At 61.3% G+C, this 17,816-nt stretch carries 13 protein-coding genes; 9 read left to right on the top strand and 4 right to left on the bottom strand.

Going from position 1 to position 17,816, the window contains the following annotated elements; translation table 11 throughout:
* Positions 1-130: 130 nt before the first annotated feature.
* The 4 genes from QTL95_RS23055 (at position 131) to QTL95_RS23040 (ending at position 4,464) form a co-directional block, all read left to right on the top strand.
* Entirely contained in the window at positions 131-1,363 is a 1,233-nt protein-coding gene (locus QTL95_RS23055; protein WP_289722216.1) for a putative DNA modification/repair radical SAM protein, read from the top strand.
* Positions 1,363-2,823: a UdgX family uracil-DNA binding protein gene (locus tag QTL95_RS23050; RefSeq protein ID WP_289722215.1), complete on the top strand. Its 1,461-nt coding sequence runs from the start codon at positions 1,363-1,365 to the stop codon at positions 2,821-2,823. Before QTL95_RS23055 ends, QTL95_RS23050 begins: the two co-directional genes overlap by 1 nt.
* 126 nt (positions 2,824-2,949) lie before the next feature.
* Positions 2,950-3,978, top strand: coding sequence for an alpha/beta fold hydrolase (locus QTL95_RS23045; RefSeq protein ID WP_289722214.1), 1,029 nt, complete (start codon positions 2,950-2,952; stop codon positions 3,976-3,978).
* A gap of 108 nt (positions 3,979-4,086) precedes the next feature.
* Positions 4,087-4,464, top strand: coding sequence for a VOC family protein (locus QTL95_RS23040; RefSeq protein WP_289722213.1), 378 nt, complete (start codon positions 4,087-4,089; stop codon positions 4,462-4,464).
* 60 nt (positions 4,465-4,524) lie between these two features.
* On the opposite strand, the gene carB is transcribed toward QTL95_RS23040, so the two are convergent.
* Entirely contained in the window at positions 4,525-8,013 is a 3,489-nt protein-coding gene (gene carB / locus QTL95_RS23035; protein WP_289722212.1) for a carbamoyl-phosphate synthase large subunit, read from the bottom strand.
* A 173-nt stretch (positions 8,014-8,186) separates the two neighbouring features.
* A complete protein-coding gene (locus QTL95_RS23030) occupies positions 8,187-9,215 on the bottom strand; it encodes a zinc-dependent alcohol dehydrogenase family protein (protein WP_289722211.1) in 1,029 nt (342 codons plus the stop codon).
* A gap of 264 nt (positions 9,216-9,479) precedes the next feature.
* On the opposite strand from QTL95_RS23030, the gene QTL95_RS23025 reads away from it, so the two are divergent.
* From QTL95_RS23025 to QTL95_RS23010, 4 genes are all read left to right on the top strand, one after another.
* The gene (locus tag QTL95_RS23025) at positions 9,480-10,526 is read left to right on the top strand and encodes a phosphatase PAP2 family protein (RefSeq protein WP_289722210.1); all 1,047 of its coding nucleotides are present in this window, start codon (positions 9,480-9,482) and stop codon (positions 10,524-10,526) included.
* 111 nt (positions 10,527-10,637) lie between these two features.
* Complete coding sequence (gene ypfJ, locus QTL95_RS23020; RefSeq protein WP_289722209.1) at positions 10,638-11,564, top strand: KPN_02809 family neutral zinc metallopeptidase; 927 nt, start codon at positions 10,638-10,640, stop codon at positions 11,562-11,564.
* A 211-nt stretch (positions 11,565-11,775) separates the two neighbouring features.
* Positions 11,776-13,020, top strand: a complete 1,245-nt coding sequence (locus QTL95_RS23015) for a TCR/Tet family MFS transporter (protein WP_289722208.1) — start codon at positions 11,776-11,778, stop codon at positions 13,018-13,020.
* A 145-nt stretch (positions 13,021-13,165) separates the two neighbouring features.
* Positions 13,166-14,581 (top strand): MATE family efflux transporter, encoded by a 1,416-nt coding sequence (locus QTL95_RS23010; protein ID WP_289722207.1) that lies wholly within the window; start codon positions 13,166-13,168, stop codon positions 14,579-14,581.
* A gap of 72 nt (positions 14,582-14,653) precedes the next feature.
* Here QTL95_RS23010 and carA read toward each other — a convergent pair whose 3' ends face one another.
* Positions 14,654-15,859, bottom strand: coding sequence for a glutamine-hydrolyzing carbamoyl-phosphate synthase small subunit (carA, locus tag QTL95_RS23005; RefSeq protein WP_289722206.1), 1,206 nt, complete (start codon positions 15,857-15,859; stop codon positions 14,654-14,656).
* Positions 15,860-16,130: 271 nt separating this feature from the next.
* On the opposite strand from carA, the gene QTL95_RS23000 reads away from it, so the two are divergent.
* A complete protein-coding gene (locus QTL95_RS23000; RefSeq protein WP_289722205.1) occupies positions 16,131-16,583 on the top strand; it encodes a GatB/YqeY domain-containing protein in 453 nt (150 codons plus the stop codon).
* Here QTL95_RS23000 and QTL95_RS22995 read toward each other — a convergent pair whose 3' ends face one another.
* Positions 16,584-17,462 carry a hypothetical protein gene (locus tag QTL95_RS22995; RefSeq protein ID WP_289722204.1) on the bottom strand — a complete coding sequence of 293 codons (879 nt, stop codon included), beginning with the start codon at positions 17,460-17,462 and terminating at the stop codon, positions 16,584-16,586.
* Positions 17,463-17,816: the final 354 nt, after the last annotated feature.

Here is a 17,816-nt window from a genome sequence, read left to right as displayed (position 1 = left end):
TCACGGATTTCCAGAAAATTCGATGGATAGCCGAGCAAGGCTTTTCAGCTTTTCGCGTCAAACTTGAAAAACATCAATTGCAGCGGGCTTTTCTTGACTGTTAGCGGTGGAACATATAGTGAACATTGGTATGAAGAAGTCCCTAGAAGAGCGTTTGGCCATTCTTTCGGATGCGGCCAAATATGATGCCTCCTGCGCCTCCAGCGGAACAACCAAGCGCGATTCCGGCAAGAGCGGCGGGCTTGGCTCGACGGAGGGCGCGGGCATCTGCCACGCCTACGCGCCGGATGGGCGATGCATTTCACTGTTGAAGATCCTGCTCACCAACTTCTGCATCTACGACTGCGCCTATTGCATCAATCGCTCGTCCAGCAATGTGGAGCGGGCGCGCTTCACGCCCGACGAGGTGGTGTGGCTGACGCTGGAGTTCTATCGTCGCAACTATATCGAGGGGTTGTTCCTGTCATCAGGGATCATCAAATCCTCCGACCATACGATGGAGGAGATGGTGCGGATCGTGCGCGAGCTGCGCACCACGCATAATTTCCGGGGCTATATCCATCTGAAATCCATTCCCGAGGCGTCGCCGCACCTGATCGAGGAAGCCGGGCTTTATGCCGATAGGCTGTCGCTCAACATCGAGCTGCCGACCGATCGCGGCATCGCGCAGCTGGCGCCGGAGAAGAAGCCGGCCAGTATCCGCCGCTCGATGGGTGATCTGAGACTGAAGATCGAGGCGGCGTCCGAGCCGACATTGCAGACCAAGCGGCGCAAGCGCTTCGTGCCGGGCGGGCAGAGCACGCAGATGATCGTTGGCGCCGATGGCGCGAACGACGCGACAATCCTCGGCACCAGCGCACAGCTCTATGGGAGCTATGGGTTGAAGCGCGTCTACTACTCGGCCTTCAGCCCTATCCCAGACTCGTCGAAGAACCTGCCGCTGATCAAGCCGCCGTTGATGCGCGAGCACCGACTCTATCAGGCGGACTGGCTCTACCGTTTCTATGGCTTCGGGATCGACGAGATCACCTCGACGCAGGCGGGCGGCATGCTCGACCTCAACCTCGACCCGAAGCTTGCCTGGGCGCTCGGCAACCGCAACGATTTCCCTGTCGACATCAACAAGGCGCCGCGTGAGACCCTGCTTAGGGTGCCGGGGCTGGGGACGAAGACGGTGAAGTCGATCCTGTCGGCGCGCCGTTTCAGACGGCTTAGGATCGAGGATCTGACGCGGCTTGGCGTCTCGATCAAAAAGGTGCAGGCGTTCATCTCGGCGGAGGGCTGGTCGCCGCGCCGGCTGATCGACCGGCCGGATCTGAGGGCGATGTTCGAGCCGAAGCCGGAACAACTGTCGTTGCTGTGATGATTACCGTGTTGCTGGAGGGCAGGGGAGAGTTGGCCGAGTGGCGGGACGCTGCGCGGCGACTGGCTGCGTCGGGTGTCGCGCCAGAGGAGATCGATTGGCGGGAGCGGCATCGCGAGACGGATCTGTTTGCCGCGCCTGACATCCTACCGAAGCTCCCGGCGCTGGATGCTTCCAAGCCGTTGACGGTGCCGCCCGCCTTCATTGGGCTGGCGGAAGCGGTGATCTGCCATAGCGATCCAATGCGGTTTTATCTGCTCTACCGACTGCTCTGGCGGCTGCAGGGCGATCGGTCTTTGCTCGATGTCGCCTCGGACGAGGACGTGGCGCGGGCCCGTGCCATGGACAAGAGCGTGCGCCGCGACGCGCACAAGATGACGGCTTTCGTGCGCTTCAAGGAGGTGGGGTCCGGAATTTCGCTCAACGGACGGCGGAAGTTCCTCGCCTGGTTCGAGCCGGACCACCATATCGTCGCGCGTAAGGCGCCATTCTTCCAGAAGCGGTTCAACGACATGGACTGGGTGATCGCAACGCCGAAGGCGTCGGCTGCGTGGGACGGGGAGAAGCTGACCGTCAGCCATGATCCTTGCGAGAAACCGGATCTCACCGATGCGGCCGACCAGCTGTGGCGGACCTATTATGCCAATATCTTCAATCCGGCACGCCTCAAGGTGAAGGCTATGCAGGCGGAGATGCCGAAGAAATACTGGAAGAACCTGCCCGAGGCAGACCTTATTCCCGGCATGATCGCGGACGCGGAAAGCAAGGTGCTAGCGATGGCGAAACGCCAGGCGAGCGAGCCCTTGCCGTTCCACGATCGGCTGCAGGAGGCGGCGCGCCGTGTGCCTGCCGCGCCGAGAGCGCCTGCGGGCACGCTGGCGTCGCTACGCGAGGAGGCGGCCGGTTGCGCGCGCTGCCCGTTGCACGAAAAGGCGACGCAGACTGTGTTCGGCGAGGGACCTGAGGATGCGCGGGTGATGTTCGTCGGCGAGCAGCCGGGCGATCAGGAGGATATTGCCGGGCGGCCGTTCGTCGGGCCCGCGGGCAAGGTGTTCGACCAGGTGATCGTCGAAGCGGGGATCGACCGGCAGTCGGTCTATGTGACCAATGCGGTGAAACACTTCAAATACGAGCCGCGCGGCAAGCGCCGCATTCACCAGCGGCCGAACATGGGCGAGGTCACGCATTGCCGCTGGTGGCTCAACCTGGAGATCGAACTTATCAAGCCGAAGCTGATCGTCGCCATGGGGGCCACGGCGCTGGCCGCGCTGACCGATGCCAAGCACAAGGTTGGCGATATCAGGGGGCAACCGATCAAGATGGGGAAGGGACGGATGCTGTTCGTCACCGTCCATCCCTCCTATCTGCTGCGTATTCCCGACGAGCGATTAAAGGCGGAGGAGATGGCGTTGTTTCGCGGGGATATGAACATGGTAAAAGATCTTATAGGAGGTCTTTGAGTACAATTTGATCCTATCAGGTCAATGAGTTTGGAGATTGCATTTTATTTGCGTTTATATTTTTGGTTGTTCTTTGGTAAATCTTCTGCTTTTCTGTAACTTCATTGGTTGTGGTAGGAGTGGATCATGCCGGACAACTATATTGTTTGCGCCAGAAAGCGGGAGGGCACGCAGTTTACTGCGGAGCCGGGCCCGATAAAGTTTCTGAAAGTTCCGTCCAACGTTGCCGTTTATGATGAGAGGCATATCGTCACCAGCGCAAAGGATTGGGTCTCCGAGGTTCAGGGACTGGCCGATGGCGATGAAAATCCAAACTCAATCGGGCCGACCGGAGACGTGCTCGTCTTCGTCCATGGCTACAACAACGATATTCCGAGCGTCCTGAAGCGTATTCGACAGTTGCGCAAGGACATGCGCGCCGAAGGCTGGCATGGCGAAATCGTTGCCTTCGATTGGCCAAGCGACAACCAAACGCTGAACTACCTTGAGGACCGATCGGATGCCGCGGCCGTCGCAAGCGAATTGGTTTCCAAGGGAATACGTCTTCTCAGCACAAGCCAGAAAGCGGGATGTGAGACCAACGTCCATTTGCTCGGGCATTCGACCGGCTGCTATGTGATCATGGAGGCCTTCGCGCAATCCGACAAGAAGGGCGATTTGTTCAAAAGCGACTGGCGGATCGGACAGGTGGCGTTCATCGGCGGCGACGTGTCGGCAGACAGCCTTTCGCTGTCCAGCGATTGGAACCAGCCGATGTTCCGGCGCATCATGCGCCTGACCAATTACTCCAATCCGTTCGACGCCGTGCTCGCCGTGTCGAATGCAAAGCGACTGGGTGTGGCGCCACGTGTAGGCCGCGTGGGACTTCCGAAGAACGTCAATGCGAAGGCAATCAATGTCAATTGCGGTGAATACTTCAAGACAGTCGATCCCAATTCGCAGCCGCAGACTGGTTCCTGGACACACTCGTGGCACATTGGCAATCGTGTGTTTGCGCGCGATCTCGCCATGACGTTGGAAGGCGCTATTGACCGTCACGCCATTCCGACGCGCCATGTCGAGAACGGTGAGTTGATCCTGCAGGATGCGCCGCGTCCATCGTTCCAGCTTGCATGGGATATCAAGGCCGACACCAAACTTGCCGCGCGCATCTGACCAATCGTCCTGGAAGCTTCTATTCTTTCCTTTCGAATTGCCGTGGCGCAGCAGGTGGAATGCTGTAGCGTTGGTGCTCCGTAACGATAGCGAGCAGGAGACAGCCTTATGTTCGATCATGTGTCGATTGGTGTGAAGAGCCTTGAGAGATCGCAGGCGTTCTACGATGCCGCGCTGGCGCCGCTCGGTTATGAGCGTCTGACGAATTTCGGCAATGTCAGTGGCTATGGCGCCGAACGGGTGGGGCTCTGGGTCGGCGAGGTCGCAAGGCCGGTCGCGCCCGATATGGAGTCGGGGTTGCATTTCTGCTTCGTGGCGCCGACTGAAGCATCAGTCGATGCGTTCTATGCGGCAGGGCTCGCCAATGGCGGCACAGATAACGGCGCGCCGGGCGTGCGGCCCGATTACAGCGAATTCTACTACGCGGCATTCATCATCGATCCTGATGGTTACCGCCTTGAGGCTTATTTCAAGCGGCCGGAGTGATCGAGCCTGAAACGCAAATGAAAACGCCCGGCTTTGGACCGGGCGTTTTCATGAATTGGATTAGGCAAAGTAGCTCTGCAGCGGCCGGACTTCGAGGTTGCCGGCCTTGAGCGCCTTGATCGCCTGGGCGGCGGCTTCGGCGCCGGCCATGGTGGTGTAATAAGGCACCTTCTGCATCAGCGTGGCGCGGCGCAGCGACTTCGAGTCGGAGATCGCCTTGTTCGAGTCGGTCGTGTTGATGACCAGCTGGACCTGACGGTTGCGGATGGCGTCCTCGATGTGCGGACGTCCCTCGAGCACCTTGTTGATCTTCGTGGCCTCGATGCCGTTTTCGGCGAGGAAGCGCTGGGTGCCGCCGGTTGCCAGAACCTTGAAGCCGATCTCGGTCAGCATGCGGATCGCCGGCAGCACGCGTGGCTTGTCATCGTCGCGAACCGACACGAAGACCGTTCCGTCACGCGGCAGTTCGACGCTGGCGCCGAGCTGCGACTTGGCGAAGGCCAGCGCGAAATCGGTATCGAGGCCGATGACTTCGCCGGTCGAGCGCATTTCCGGGCCGAGCAGCGTGTCGACGCCGGGGAAGCGGGCAAACGGGAAGACGGCTTCCTTGACGGCGATGTGCTTCAGGTTGCGCGGGTCCGGCTTCTCGCCATAGGCTGCAAACAGCGGGTCGAGCTTCTCGCCAGCCATGGCGCGGGCGGCGATCTTGGCGATCGGGGCGCCGATGGTCTTGGCGACGAATGGAACGGTGCGCGAGGCGCGCGGGTTCACTTCGAGCACGTAGACGGTGCCGTCCTTGATGGCGAACTGCACGTTCATCAGGCCGACGACGTTGAGAGCCTTGGCCATCGACTTTGCCTGGCGCTCGAGTTCGTCGATCATTTCGGCGGACAGGGTGCGTGGCGGCAGCGAGCAGGCCGAGTCGCCCGAGTGGATGCCGGCTTCCTCGATGTGCTCCATGATGCCGGCGATGAAGGCGTCCTTGCCGTCGGAGAGGCAGTCGACGTCGACTTCGATGGCGTTCGAGAGGTAGCTGTCGAACAGCAGCGGGTTCTTGCCAAGCAGAGTGTTGATCTGGCCGGTCTTGTCGTTCGGGTAACGCTGCTTGATATCCTCAGGCACCAGTTCCGGAACGGTGTCGAGCAGGTAGGTCTGCAGCTGGCTTTCCGAATGCAGGATCTGCATGGCGCGGCCGCCGAGAACGTAGGATGGGCGAACGACCAGCGGGAAGCCGATTTCGGTGGCGACGAGGCGGGCCTGCTCGACCGAGTAGGCGATGCCGTTGTTCGGCTGCGTCAGGTCGAGCTTGATGAGCAGCTTCTGGAAGCGGTCGCGGTCTTCGGCAAGATCGATCATGTCGGGCGCGGTGCCGAGGATCGGGATGCCGTTCTTCTCAAGCGCTTCAGCGAGCTTCAGCGGGGTCTGGCCGCCGAACTGGACGATGACGCCGACGACTTCGCCCTTTTCCTGCTCCGCGCGCAGGATCTCGATCACGTCTTCGGCCGTCAGCGGCTCGAAATAGAGGCGATCTGACGTGTCGTAGTCGGTCGAGACGGTTTCCGGGTTGCAGTTGATCATGATCGCTTCATAGCCGGCGTCACGCAGCGCGAAGGCGGCATGGCAGCAGCAATAGTCGAACTCGATGCCCTGGCCGATACGGTTCGGACCGCCGCCGAGGATGACGACCTTCTTGCGGTCGGAGATCTCGGCTTCCGAGCGCAGCTGGCCGACGAAGGGCGTCTCGTAGCTCGAATACATGTAGGCCGTCGGCGAGGCGAATTCGGCAGCGCAGGTGTCGATGCGCTTGAAAACCGGGCGGACGTTCAAGGAGTTGCGCAGCTCGGCCACTTCCTTCGGCCGCTTGCCGGAGAGGGTGGCGAGGCGGGCGTCGGAGAAGCCCATGGCCTTCAGCGTGCGCAGGTTGGCGGCATCTTCGGGCAGGCCGTGCTCGCGCACGCGGGCTTCCATGTCGACGATCGCCTTGAACTGGGCGATGAACCACGGGTCGATCTTGCAGCCTTCGTGCACTTCCTCGGGGCTCATGCCCATGCGCAGCGCCTGGGCGACCATGCGCAGACGATCAGGGGTCGGCGTGCCGATGGCGGCGCGGATGGCGTTCTGGCTGCCTTCGCCTTCTTCCAGGCCGGGGATCTCGATCTCGTCGAGACCGGTCAGGCCGGTTTCGAGACCGCGCAGCGCCTTCTGCAGCGATTCGGCGAAGGTGCGGCCGATAGCCATGACTTCACCGACCGACTTCATGGCCGTGGTGAGAACAGGCGATGCGCCCGGGAACTTCTCGAAGGCGAAGCGCGGGATCTTGGTGACGACGTAGTCGATCGACGGTTCGAACGAGGCGGGGGTGGCGCCACCGGTGATGTCGTTGTCCAATTCGTCGAGCGTGTAGCCGACGGCGAGCTTGGCGGCGACCTTGGCGATCGGGAAGCCGGTGGCCTTGGAGGCCAGCGCAGACGAGCGCGAGACACGCGGGTTCATCTCGATGACGACGAGGCGGCCGTCCTTCGGGTTGACGGCGAACTGAACGTTGGAGCCGCCGGTCTCGACGCCGATCTCGCGCAGAACCGCGATCGAGGCGTTGCGCATCATCTGGTATTCCTTGTCCGTCAGGGTCAAGGCAGGCGCGACGGTGATCGAGTCGCCGGTGTGAACGCCCATCGGGTCGATGTTTTCGATCGAGCAGATAATGATGCAGTTGTCCGCCTTGTCGCGGACGACTTCCATTTCATACTCCTTCCAGCCGAGAACCGATTCCTCGATCAGGACTTCCGTCGTCGGGGAGGCGTCGAGGCCGCCGCCGATGATTTCGAAGAATTCCGAGCGGTTATAGGCAATGCCGCCGCCGGTGCCGCCCATGGTGAAGGAAGGGCGGATGATGGCGGGCAGGCCGACGACGTCGATCGCCTGGGCGGCAATCGCCATGGCGTGGCTGATATAGCGCTGCTTGCGGTCGGTCTCGCCGAGGTTCCACTGGTTTTCGAGCTCGTCCAGCGCCTTGTCGAGATCGGCACCGGAGAGGCTTTCCTTCAGCTTGTTGCGCTCGGCCTCGTGCGTCTTGCGGTCGGCGTCCTTGATGTCGGTGGCGTTGGCCAGCATCGAGCGCGGGGTTTCGAGGCCGATGCGTTCCATGGCTTCGCGGAAGAGTGCGCGGTCTTCGGCCATGTCGATGGCGGCCGGCTTGGCGCCGATCATCTCGACATTGTAGCGGTCGAGCACGCCCATGCGCTTGAGCGACAGCGCGGTGTTGAGCGCGGTCTGGCCGCCCATGGTCGGGAGCAGCGCGTCCGGGCGCTCCTTGGCGATGATCTTGGCAACAACCTCGGGGGTGATCGGCTCGACGTAGGTGGCGTCGGCCAGGCCCGGGTCGGTCATGATCGTTGCCGGGTTGGAGTTGACGAGGATGACGCGGTAGCCTTCCTCCTTCAGCGCCTTGCAGGCCTGGGTGCCGGAATAGTCGAATTCGCAAGCCTGGCCAATGACGATCGGTCCTGCGCCGATGATGAGGATCGATTTGATGTCTTGGCGCTTCGGCATGGGCTTTTTTCCGTTTCCTAGCTGCGCAGAAAGCCGGCCAGGGTGGGAGGCACCGGCCGGGTCGCGCATATGATGGTCTTTTCAGGCTAGAAGCGGCTTATAGGCAAATGTATTTGTAGAGGGAACCCCATAATTTACGGAATCGACAGGAATCGGAAAGGGTTCCTCGCGACCTAGCCGAGGTTCGGCAAAACGAGGGTGCGAATCTCGCCCGCCCGGGCAGGATTGCGGATCGCTTCCATCGCCTCGTTAAGCCCGATGCGGCGAGAGATCAGAGGTTCCACCTTGATTCTGCCCGACGCCACCAGATCGGCGGCGCGCTTATGGGTGAAGGGGTTGAGGAACGAGCTGACCAGCCTGATCTCCCGAAACAGCAGGTCGAATGGCTCGATCGACACTTTCTCCCCCTGCGGCATGACGCCGAGAATGACCACCGTACCGCCGTGACGGGCAAGGGCGGGCGCCTGTTCGACGGTCCCGGCGACACCGGCGCATTCGATGACGACATCGGCGCCGCCGGGCAAGAGGCCATCCGGCGCGGTGATGCGCTCGATGATGCCGCCGTCATTGGGGTCGACGGTCGCTGTCGCGCCGAGGCTTTCCGCCAGCCGGCGCTTTTCGGCGCTGCGCGTGATGAGCAGGATGTCGGTCGCGCCGGCAAGGCGCGCGAGTTGGACGACCAGGAGGCCGATGACACCCCCACCCAATATGGCGACCGACGAGCCGGTCCTGATCTCGGCCAGATCGACGCCGTGCAGGCAGCAGGCCAGCGGCTCGCAGAAGGCGCCATATAGAGGGTTGAGGTCATCGGGCAGGACGAAGGCCTGGTTTTGCGGAACGATCACATATTGCGCGAAGCCGCCGTCGCGGCTGATGCCGATGGCCTGAAGGTTGCGGCACAGGTTGACGCGGCCGCGCCGGCATTGGTCGCAGTGACCGCAGGCGATGTTCGGATCGCCGGTGATGCGGATCCCCTCGCGAAAGCCGGTGATATCGCGGCCGATCTCCTCGACGATGCCGGTAAATTCGTGGCCGAGAGTGAGGGGCGGCTCCGAGGGAAACTCGCCGTTAAAAAGATGCCTGTCGGTGCCGCAGATGCCACAGGCCTCCACGCGAACCAGCAGATCGCCCGGACCGGGGCGGGGCTTGTCCACATCACACAGGTTGATCTGCCCGGCTGCTTCGAGACGCACCGCCTTCATTCGATTTTCCCTCCCTCGCTCCTGGACATAAGGGAAGTGCGAAATCGGAGCCGGGTCAAGTGGCAGATGACTTGAATGTATTCGCGAGATTTACGGCCTGAGCGCTAGATATAGCGCAAAAAATATATATGAAAATTAATATTTGCAGCATTTCATACGTGCAAGCGATTTCACTCAAATCTAGCGCAGGTTGATATGCTGTTGCTTGGCAATGCGCCATTCGGAACGCGGTCGCCGGCCATGGAGCTGGCAAGGGAGATCAGGATGCGCATGCGCGACGATCTCTGCCTATATATAGCGGTGGCAGGCTATGCATGTGTCGGACTGGCCATCCTGACGTTCGCCGATCACACCGAAATGTTGTCCTATGGTCAGTATTTCGGTCAGTGGACCTATCTTTTTCTGGTGTTCATGCCGGCCATCGCCATTCTTGTCGACTGGATACATGTGATGGTCCGCTTCGATCGAAAACGCTCGCGCGCAATGCGGTCGGTGTTTTCGGCCCAGCGTCTGTCCTATCTGTTTTCCGGCATGGCGCTGCTGATGGCGCTGATGTTCTTTCAGGGTACCTTCACATCGATCAAGAATGCGCTCCCGCTTCTTCGCGGCGGCTTTCTTTATGATGCCACGCTCGCCGATCTCGATGCCCTATTGTGCTTCGGCGTCGATCCGTGGCGACCGCTTTTTTCATTCATGCGCAGTGAGATCATCTTTACGATTGTCGACTGGAACTACTCCGGCGCATGGTTTCTGGTCTGCTTCGGGACACTGTTCTTTGTGGTGACCTCGCCGCGGGCGGCAGCGGTCCGCGTGCGCTATGTGGCGATGTTCATGCTGGTCTGGGCCGTCTGCGGCAATGTGCTTGCGGCTGCCTTCATATCCGCCGGTCCAGCCTTCTACGGAGCGGTGACCGGCGATGTCGCGCGCTTCGCGGAACAACTCAGTTTCATCACCTCAGGCGATGGAGAACACAACATCGCAATGTTCCAGCACTATCTCTGGACCCTTCATGAAGAGGGGAGGTCTGGATTCGGTTCGGGAATCTCGGCTTTCCCCAGCGTGCACGTCGCGCTCGTGACCATGAACGCATTCTTCGCTGCCGAGATTTCGAAGCGGCTGGGGATCATCGCCTTCGCCTATGTCGCGATCATCCTGGTGAGCTCGGTCTATCTTGGCTGGCACTATGCGATCGACGGCTATGTGTCCGTGGTCGTCGTGGGGCTGTGCCATTTCGGCCTGAAGTGGCTGATGTCGGAAGAGCGCAGGCGGGTGCCGCTCGATCCCGGTGACGGTGCACCGGCGCGTGCGTGACCGCAGAACATCTGACTCCACCTCTCTTGAACGCTATGGAATTCATTCCGCCGCTGGTTATATAGCCTAGTATAGCGAGCGCGCGGATGCGCCACGGCGGGGAGATCTGAGATGGAATGGAAGGGTCGTCGTCAATCCGACAACATCGAGGATCGTCGTGGCGATCCGTCCGGAGGCGGAAACAGCCCGTTCGGGCGCGGCGGCGGCTTCAGCTTTCCATCTGGCGGCGGCGTCGGCAGACGTGGCGGCGGGCTCAGCATCGGTACGATCATCTTTCTCGTCGTCATCTACCTCATCTTCAAGTCCATGGGCATCGACCTGCTGCAGGTGATCGACGGCGGCTCGACGGGCGGTGGCGGCTACGAGCAGACCGAGCAGTCAGGCGGGCAGACGCCGGCCAATGACGAGATGACGGCCTTCGTGCGCACGGTGCTCGCGGAGACAGAGGATACCTGGAACGGCATCTTCCAGTCGCGTGGCGCCAATTACGAGGAGCCGAAGCTGGTGCTGTTCTCGCGGCAGACGCAGTCGGCCTGCGGCTTTGCCTCGGCGGCCACCGGCCCGTTCTACTGCCCCAGCGACCACAAGGTCTATCTCGACACGGCCTTCTTCCAGCAGCTCAGCAGCCAGTTCGGCGCGTCCGGCGACTTCGCCGAAGCCTATGTCGTTGCCCATGAGGTCGGGCACCACGTCCAGAACCTACTCGGCATCCTTCCCAAGTTCAACGAGGCACGCCAGCGGATGAGCGAGGCGGATGCCAACAAAATGTCCGTGCGCGTTGAACTTCAGGCCGATTGCTTCGCCGGTATCTGGGGCAAGTTCACCCAGCAGAAGGGCATCCTTGAGGCCGGCGATCTGGAAGAGGCGCTGAACGCCGCGCAGAAGATCGGCGACGATACGCTGCAGAAGCGCACGCAGGGCTATGTGGTTCCCGAGAGCTTCAATCACGGTACGTCAGAGCAGCGGGTGCGATGGTTCAAGCGCGGCTTCGACAGCGGCCAGCTTTCTGCCTGCGATACCTTCTCCGGTCCCGTCTGAGCCGACTGTGAATGCCGGCTCATCTCCTCGCGCCTGAGCGGGGAGATGCATGTGCGCCATTCGTTCACGGTCTTCCATCAGCGGAATTTGTGCGCCTATCAATTTAATTGAAGCGTTCACGCGTTGTTTCGCTTTTGACGCGGAGATGTGTAACATCACTCGCGCTGCGGTCGTCTTTTGAAAGAGACAATCGCGTCAAGAGGGATAATTCATGCCTGACCCGCAGTTCGTTCGCCGCGGCCTTTTCCTGGTCTTCATCATCCTCTTTCTCGATGTGATCGGGATCGCGATCATCATGCCGGTGCTGCCGGCCTATCTGGAGCAACTGACGGGTGGGTCCGTCAGCGATGCGGCACTCGACGGCGGCTGGCTGCTGGTGGTCTATGCCGGCATGCAGTTCCTGTTCGCGCCTCTGCTCGGCAACTTGAGCGACCGCTTCGGGCGCCGGCCGATCCTGCTGCTCTCGGTGCTGACCTTCGCGATCGACAATTTCATCTGCGCCGTGGCGACGAGCTTCTGGATGCTGTTCGTCGGCCGCATGCTGGCCGGCATCAGCGGCGGCAGTTTCGCGACCTGCTCGGCCTACATCGCCGACATCAGCGACGAGAGCAACCGCGCGAAGAATTTCGGGCTGATCGGCATTGCGTTCGGCGTCGGCTTCACCATCGGCCCCGTCATCGGCGGCGTGCTGGGGGAATTCGGGCCGCGCGTGCCGTTCTTCGGGGCCGCGGCGGTGTCTTTCCTCAACTTCGTCGCGGCCTGTTTCCTGTTGCCTGAAACGCTGTCGTCCGACAATCGCCGCGCGTTCGAATGGAAGCGCGCCAATCCGCTCGGCGCGCTTCGGCAGATGCGCAACTATGCCGGCATCGGCTGGATCTGCGCGGTAATGGTGTTGTTCTGGCTGGCGCATGCCGTCTACCCGGCGGTCTGGTCCTTCGTGTCCACCTATCGCTTTGGCTGGAGCGAGGGGCAGATCGGGCTGTCGCTCGGGATCTACGGGATCGGCGCGGCGGTTGTCATGGCCTTCTTCCTCCCGAAGATCGTGCCTGTTCTCGGGGAGTGGAAGACCGTAGTCGTGGGACTCTGCTTCTCCGTCTTCGGCCTCACGGGTTATGCCTTCGCCTGGGAGGGCTGGATCATTTATGTGGTCATCGTTCTCACGGTCATGGAGAACATCGCCGAGCCGCCGCTGCGCAGCATCGCCGCCGGCAAGGTGCCGCCCTCGGCACAGGGAGAGCTGCAAGGGGCGCTGACCAGCCTTTCCAGCATCACCACGATCATCGGTCCGCTGATCTTCACTCAGATGTTCGGCTATTTCACCAAGCCCGATGCGCCCGTCACCTTCGCCGGGGCGCCATTCCTGGCTGCCGCCATCTTCATCTTCATCGCCATGCTCGTCTTCGTGGCCAAGGTGCGGACGGGAAAGCAGACGGAGCCGATTGGCCTCTCCGCGTGAGATCGATCAGATTTCGTGATGCAATGATGAAAATTTCATCATTTGCACGTTTTCTAGTGGTTCTTTTGCCCCGTTTCATCTAAGGCCTAGCGGTATCCTGCCGCTACGTGCGGCCATTTTGCTATCCAATCACAGGACCGGTGTCATGGACACGCCAATCAACGAGCGCAAAATTGCGCCGAGCACCGATAATCGTTGGGAATCGCATTTCCGGGCGACGCTTGCGCTCGGCATCCCGCTGATCGGCGCGCAGCTTGCCCAGCTCGGCATCAACACGACGGATGTGATGATCGTCGGCCAGCTCGGCGCGGAGCATCTGGCGGCCATGGTGCTTTCGGCGCAGTTCCTGTTCACGATCCTGGTGTTCGGCTCGGGCTTTGCCATCGCCGTCATTCCGATGGTGGCGCAGGCCTATGGGCGCGGCGATATCGTCAGCGTGCGCCGGTCACTGCGCATGGGCCTGTGGGTCGTGCTTGCCTATTGGCTGCTGATGCTGCCGGCGTTCTTCAACTCGGAGCGCATCCTGCTTGCCGCCGGCCAGAAGCCGGAAGTGGCGGCGCTGGCGCATGGCTATATCATTATCGGCCAGTTCGCCGTCCTGCCGGGGCTGCTTTACAATGTCATCCGTTCGCTGGTGAGCGCGATCGGCCGCGCGGCGGTGATCCTGAACGTCACCATCGCGATGCTGGTGCTGAACGCATTCTTCGCCTATGCGCTGGTGCTTGGCCATTTCGGCTTCCCGGCCCTGGGTCTCGAGGGTGCCGCGATCGTTTCCGTGCTGGTGCAGCTCGCGGGCTTCATCTTCATCGTCGCTTATGTGCAGTCGCGGGCCGATACCCGCCGCTACGAAATCTTCGTGCGCTTCTGGCGGCCGGACTGGAAGGCCTTCTGGGAGGTGGTTCGTCTCGGTCTGCCGATCAGCGTTACCATTCTGGCCGAGGTCAGCCTGTTTACCGTGGCGTCGTTAATGATGGGCCGTATCGGCACGATCGAGCTCGCCGCGCACGGGATCGCGCTGCAATGGGCGTCGATTGCCTTCATGATCCCGCTCGGCCTGTCGCAGGCGGCGACCGTTCGCGTCGGCGTGGCGCACGGGCAGGGCAATCACGCCGCCGTCGTCAGGGCGTCGATCACGGTGATGGCGATCGCCTGCGCGATCGCGGCCATCGGCGGCATCGTGTTCGCGGTGGTACCGGAATTCCTGGGCAGCTGGTTCCTCGACACCAAGTCCCCCGAAGCATCGCAGGTTCTTGCCTATGCCGGACCGCTGATCGTCGTCGCGGGGCTGTTCCAGCTGGTGGACGGTATTCAGGCGATCGCCAACGGCCTCCTGCGCGGCCTCAAGGATGCGCGGGTGCCGATGATCCTGGCGTTGATCGCCTATTGGCCGATCGGCTTCTTCCTTGCCTGGGCCTTCGCCTTTCCGCTCGGCTTCGGCGGCATCGGTATCTGGTTCGGCTTCCTCGTCGGCCTTGCTGCTGCGGCGGTGATGCTGTGCGCACGCTTCTATCTTATGGTTCGGCGGGAGAGGGACGTGACGGGCAACGTGCTGGCGCGCTGAGCAGCGGCATATAGCGAAAACGAAAAAGGCTCGCCGCGCGGCGAGCCTTTCCGATTCTGGTCTTCGAAGACCTCAGCGTTCGGCCAGCGCCGCTTCGCCCTTCTTCTCGCGCACCATGTTGATGAAGCGGCGGAAGAGATAATGGCTGTCCTGCGGGCCGGGTGAGGCTTCCGGGTGGTGCTGGACCGAGAAGATCTGCTTGCCCGAAACGCGCAGGCCGCAATTGGTGCCGTCGAAGAGGGAAACGTGAGTCTCCTCAACGCCTTCGGGCAGAGACTTCGTGTCGACCGCGAAGCCGTGGTTCATCGAGACGATCTCGACCTTGCCCGTCGTGTGGTCCTTGACCGGATGGTTGGCGCCGTGGTGGCCCTGGTGCATCTTCTCGGTCTTGGCGCCGAGCGCGAGCCCCAGCATCTGATGGCCGAGGCAGATGCCGAAGACGGGGATGTCCGTCTTGATCAGCGACTGGATGACCGGAACGGCGTATTCGCCTGTTGCGGCCGGGTCGCCCGGGCCGTTCGACAGGAAGATGCCGTCCGGCTGCATGGCGAGCACGTCTTCGGCGCTCGTCGTCGCCGGCATCACGGTGACCTTGCAGTCGAGGCCGGCAAACAGGCGCAGGATGTTGCGCTTGACGCCGTAGTCGAGGCAGACGACGTGGTACCTGGCGTCTTCGGCCTTCAGTTCGCCGTATCCTTCGTTCCAGATCCACGGGGTCTGCGACCATTGCGAGGACTGGCCGGAGGAAGCGATCTTGGCGAGGTCGAGGCCTTCGAGGCCGCTCCAGGCCTTGGCTTCGGCCTTCAGCGCGTCGATGTCGAAGACGCCGTTCGGATCGTGGGCGATGACGGCGTTCGGTGCGCCATTCTCGCGGATCCAGGCGGTTAGCGCGCGGGTGTCGACACCGCAGAGGCCGATGACGCCGCGGGCCTTCAGCCAGGCGTCGAGGTGCTTGGCGGCGCGGTAGTTGGACGGGTCGGTCATGTCGGCCTTGAAGATGACGCCGACCGCGCCGTGGCGTGCCGCCGGCGTCAGGTCTTCGATGTCTTCTTCGTTGGTGCCGATGTTGCCGATATGCGGGAAGGTGAAGGTGACGATCTGGCCGAGGTAGGAGGGATCGGTCATGATCTCTTCATAGCCTGTCAGCGCCGTGTTGAAGACCACTTCGGCCTGGACCTTGCCGGTCGCGCCGATGCCCTTTCCTTCGATGACGGTGCCGTCTGCAAGAACGAGCAGGGCGGTCGGCTTTTCGGTTGTCCAGGGTGCTGTCGCGGTCATCTTCATCCCGTTTCCGGCCGCCACACGCCTTGGGAACGTTGGCCGGCCATGTTGGTTCGCAAGCGTCGACGCGCGGCAAGGCGCGCGCTCTCAGGCCTGATCACGAATTTTGGTGCAGGTGGCGGTAAATAGCCACGCTATTTCCTGAGGTCAATCTTTCTACCGCAGATTCCAAGGGTTTTCTGCGGCTTTCTCGGCGGCTTTTCGCAATTTATTTGATCCCATGCATTCGTCTGGTTTATGAAGCGGCATTCAAACAGGAGTGTTTATGATGTTGCGCGATCAACTCGCCGCCGCCCTCAAGGATGCGATGAAATCCAAGAATGCCGAGCGTCTTTCGACCGTTCGCCTGATCCAGGCTGGTATCAAGGACCGGGATATCGCCAATCGCGGTGCCGGCAAGGAAGAGGCCAGCGACGACGAAATCCTGCAGATCCTCGCCAAGATGGTGAAGCAGCGCGACGAATCGGCGAAGATCTACGACGAGAACAACCGCCCGGAACTGGCAGCCAAGGAGCGCGCCGAAATCAAGGTGGTGCAGGACTTCATGCCGAAGCAGCTTTCCGATTCGGATGTGCGCGCCAACATCGCGGCGATCATCGCGGAGACCGGTGCTGCCGGTCCGAAGGACATGGGCAAGGTGATGGCGGTGCTCAAGGAGCGCTATGCCGGCCAGATGGATTTCTCCAAGGCCTCGGGTGCTGTCAAGGAACTCTTGAACTAATCAGGCGAGACCCGTCGTCCCATCAACGGCGGGTCCGAATACCGCTTGGGTCGCGGCGTCGACGACGGCGAACTTCGCTGCCTGGTAGCCCCAATATTCCATGACGAAGCCGCGCGAGAGCCAGGCGGTGCCCTTGTAGGGCGGCTCCGACCAGCCGATGCTTCCCATCTCGCCCGCCTGTGCCAGCAGCCGCTTCAGATGGGTGTTCGATATCATGAATCGGTCGCGAATCTCCTTCAGCGAAACCACGCCGATATCGATGCGTTCCTGCGAGACGTCCGAAGGGGAGACGCGGCTCATCAGGTAATCCATGACGAGGCCGCCGGAATTCGCCCAATTGAATAGATTGTAGGTATCGCCGGGATCGCGTACCGCGTCGCTTTCGATAATGCCCTTGGCGATCAATGGCTGGATGCGTGCGAAGGCCAGCGGCTCGGCAAGCGTCCGCTCAAGCCGTTTGCCGCCATCCAGCATGTCGAGGATATGGATGTGCGCGGAGAGCCATTTGGCGAAATGTTCCTGCGCGGTTTCCGTCGGTTCCAGGTAGCGCGTGCGCTTGTCCGAGGCGCTGTCGATCGGGCGCAGAAAGCGATAGGCGAGCATCTCCTGGATGAAGGCGGCGGCGGTGTTGCGGCTGGCGATCTTGTGCTGGACGACGAATGAGATGAAACGGCCGGAATAGAGGCCGAGCTTTGGCTCGTCGGGATAGCCGTAATGCAGGGCGAAACCGGCATGTGCCATCAGCCAGCGCTGTTGCGCTGCGAAGATCGAGGCAATGCGCGGGCTTTCCTTGTAGATCGCCAGCATCTGACCGGCGAAATCGAGTACGGCTGCGAAAAATGCACTGCTTTCCAGAAATTCTTCAACTTTATGGGGCATGCGACCATCCCAGTAAGGTGGCCTTCAATGACCACGGTGCCGGTCGCTGTCAATGCTCCTAAGGCGGTAGAGCGTCTGATATGTGAGAAAAAGTCGGGTTTTATACTCAGATTTTAGCAACCTAGAATTAAAGAAGGCAGGAGCTGGGGGAGCTCCTGCCTTCTTTTTCTTTGCTTCCGGCTGGCGACGCAGGACCGAGGTCCACGCCTGCGGGAGTTTGCAAAGACACCCTTGCAAGGCGGCGCCGGGGGTAGGGATGGTGCCTTGCGAGGGGATCGCTTCGTTGAATTTGAAGTTATTGCGGTGCGGCGAAGGATTCAAATTACAAAAAAATAATAATTGGCGATAAGCCTC

Origin of the sequence: Rhizobium sp. S152 (genome assembly GCF_030380735.1) — a bacterium.
Lineage (GTDB): Bacteria > Pseudomonadota > Alphaproteobacteria > Rhizobiales > Rhizobiaceae > Rhizobium.
This window is presented reverse-complemented; position numbering and strand designations above follow the sequence as displayed.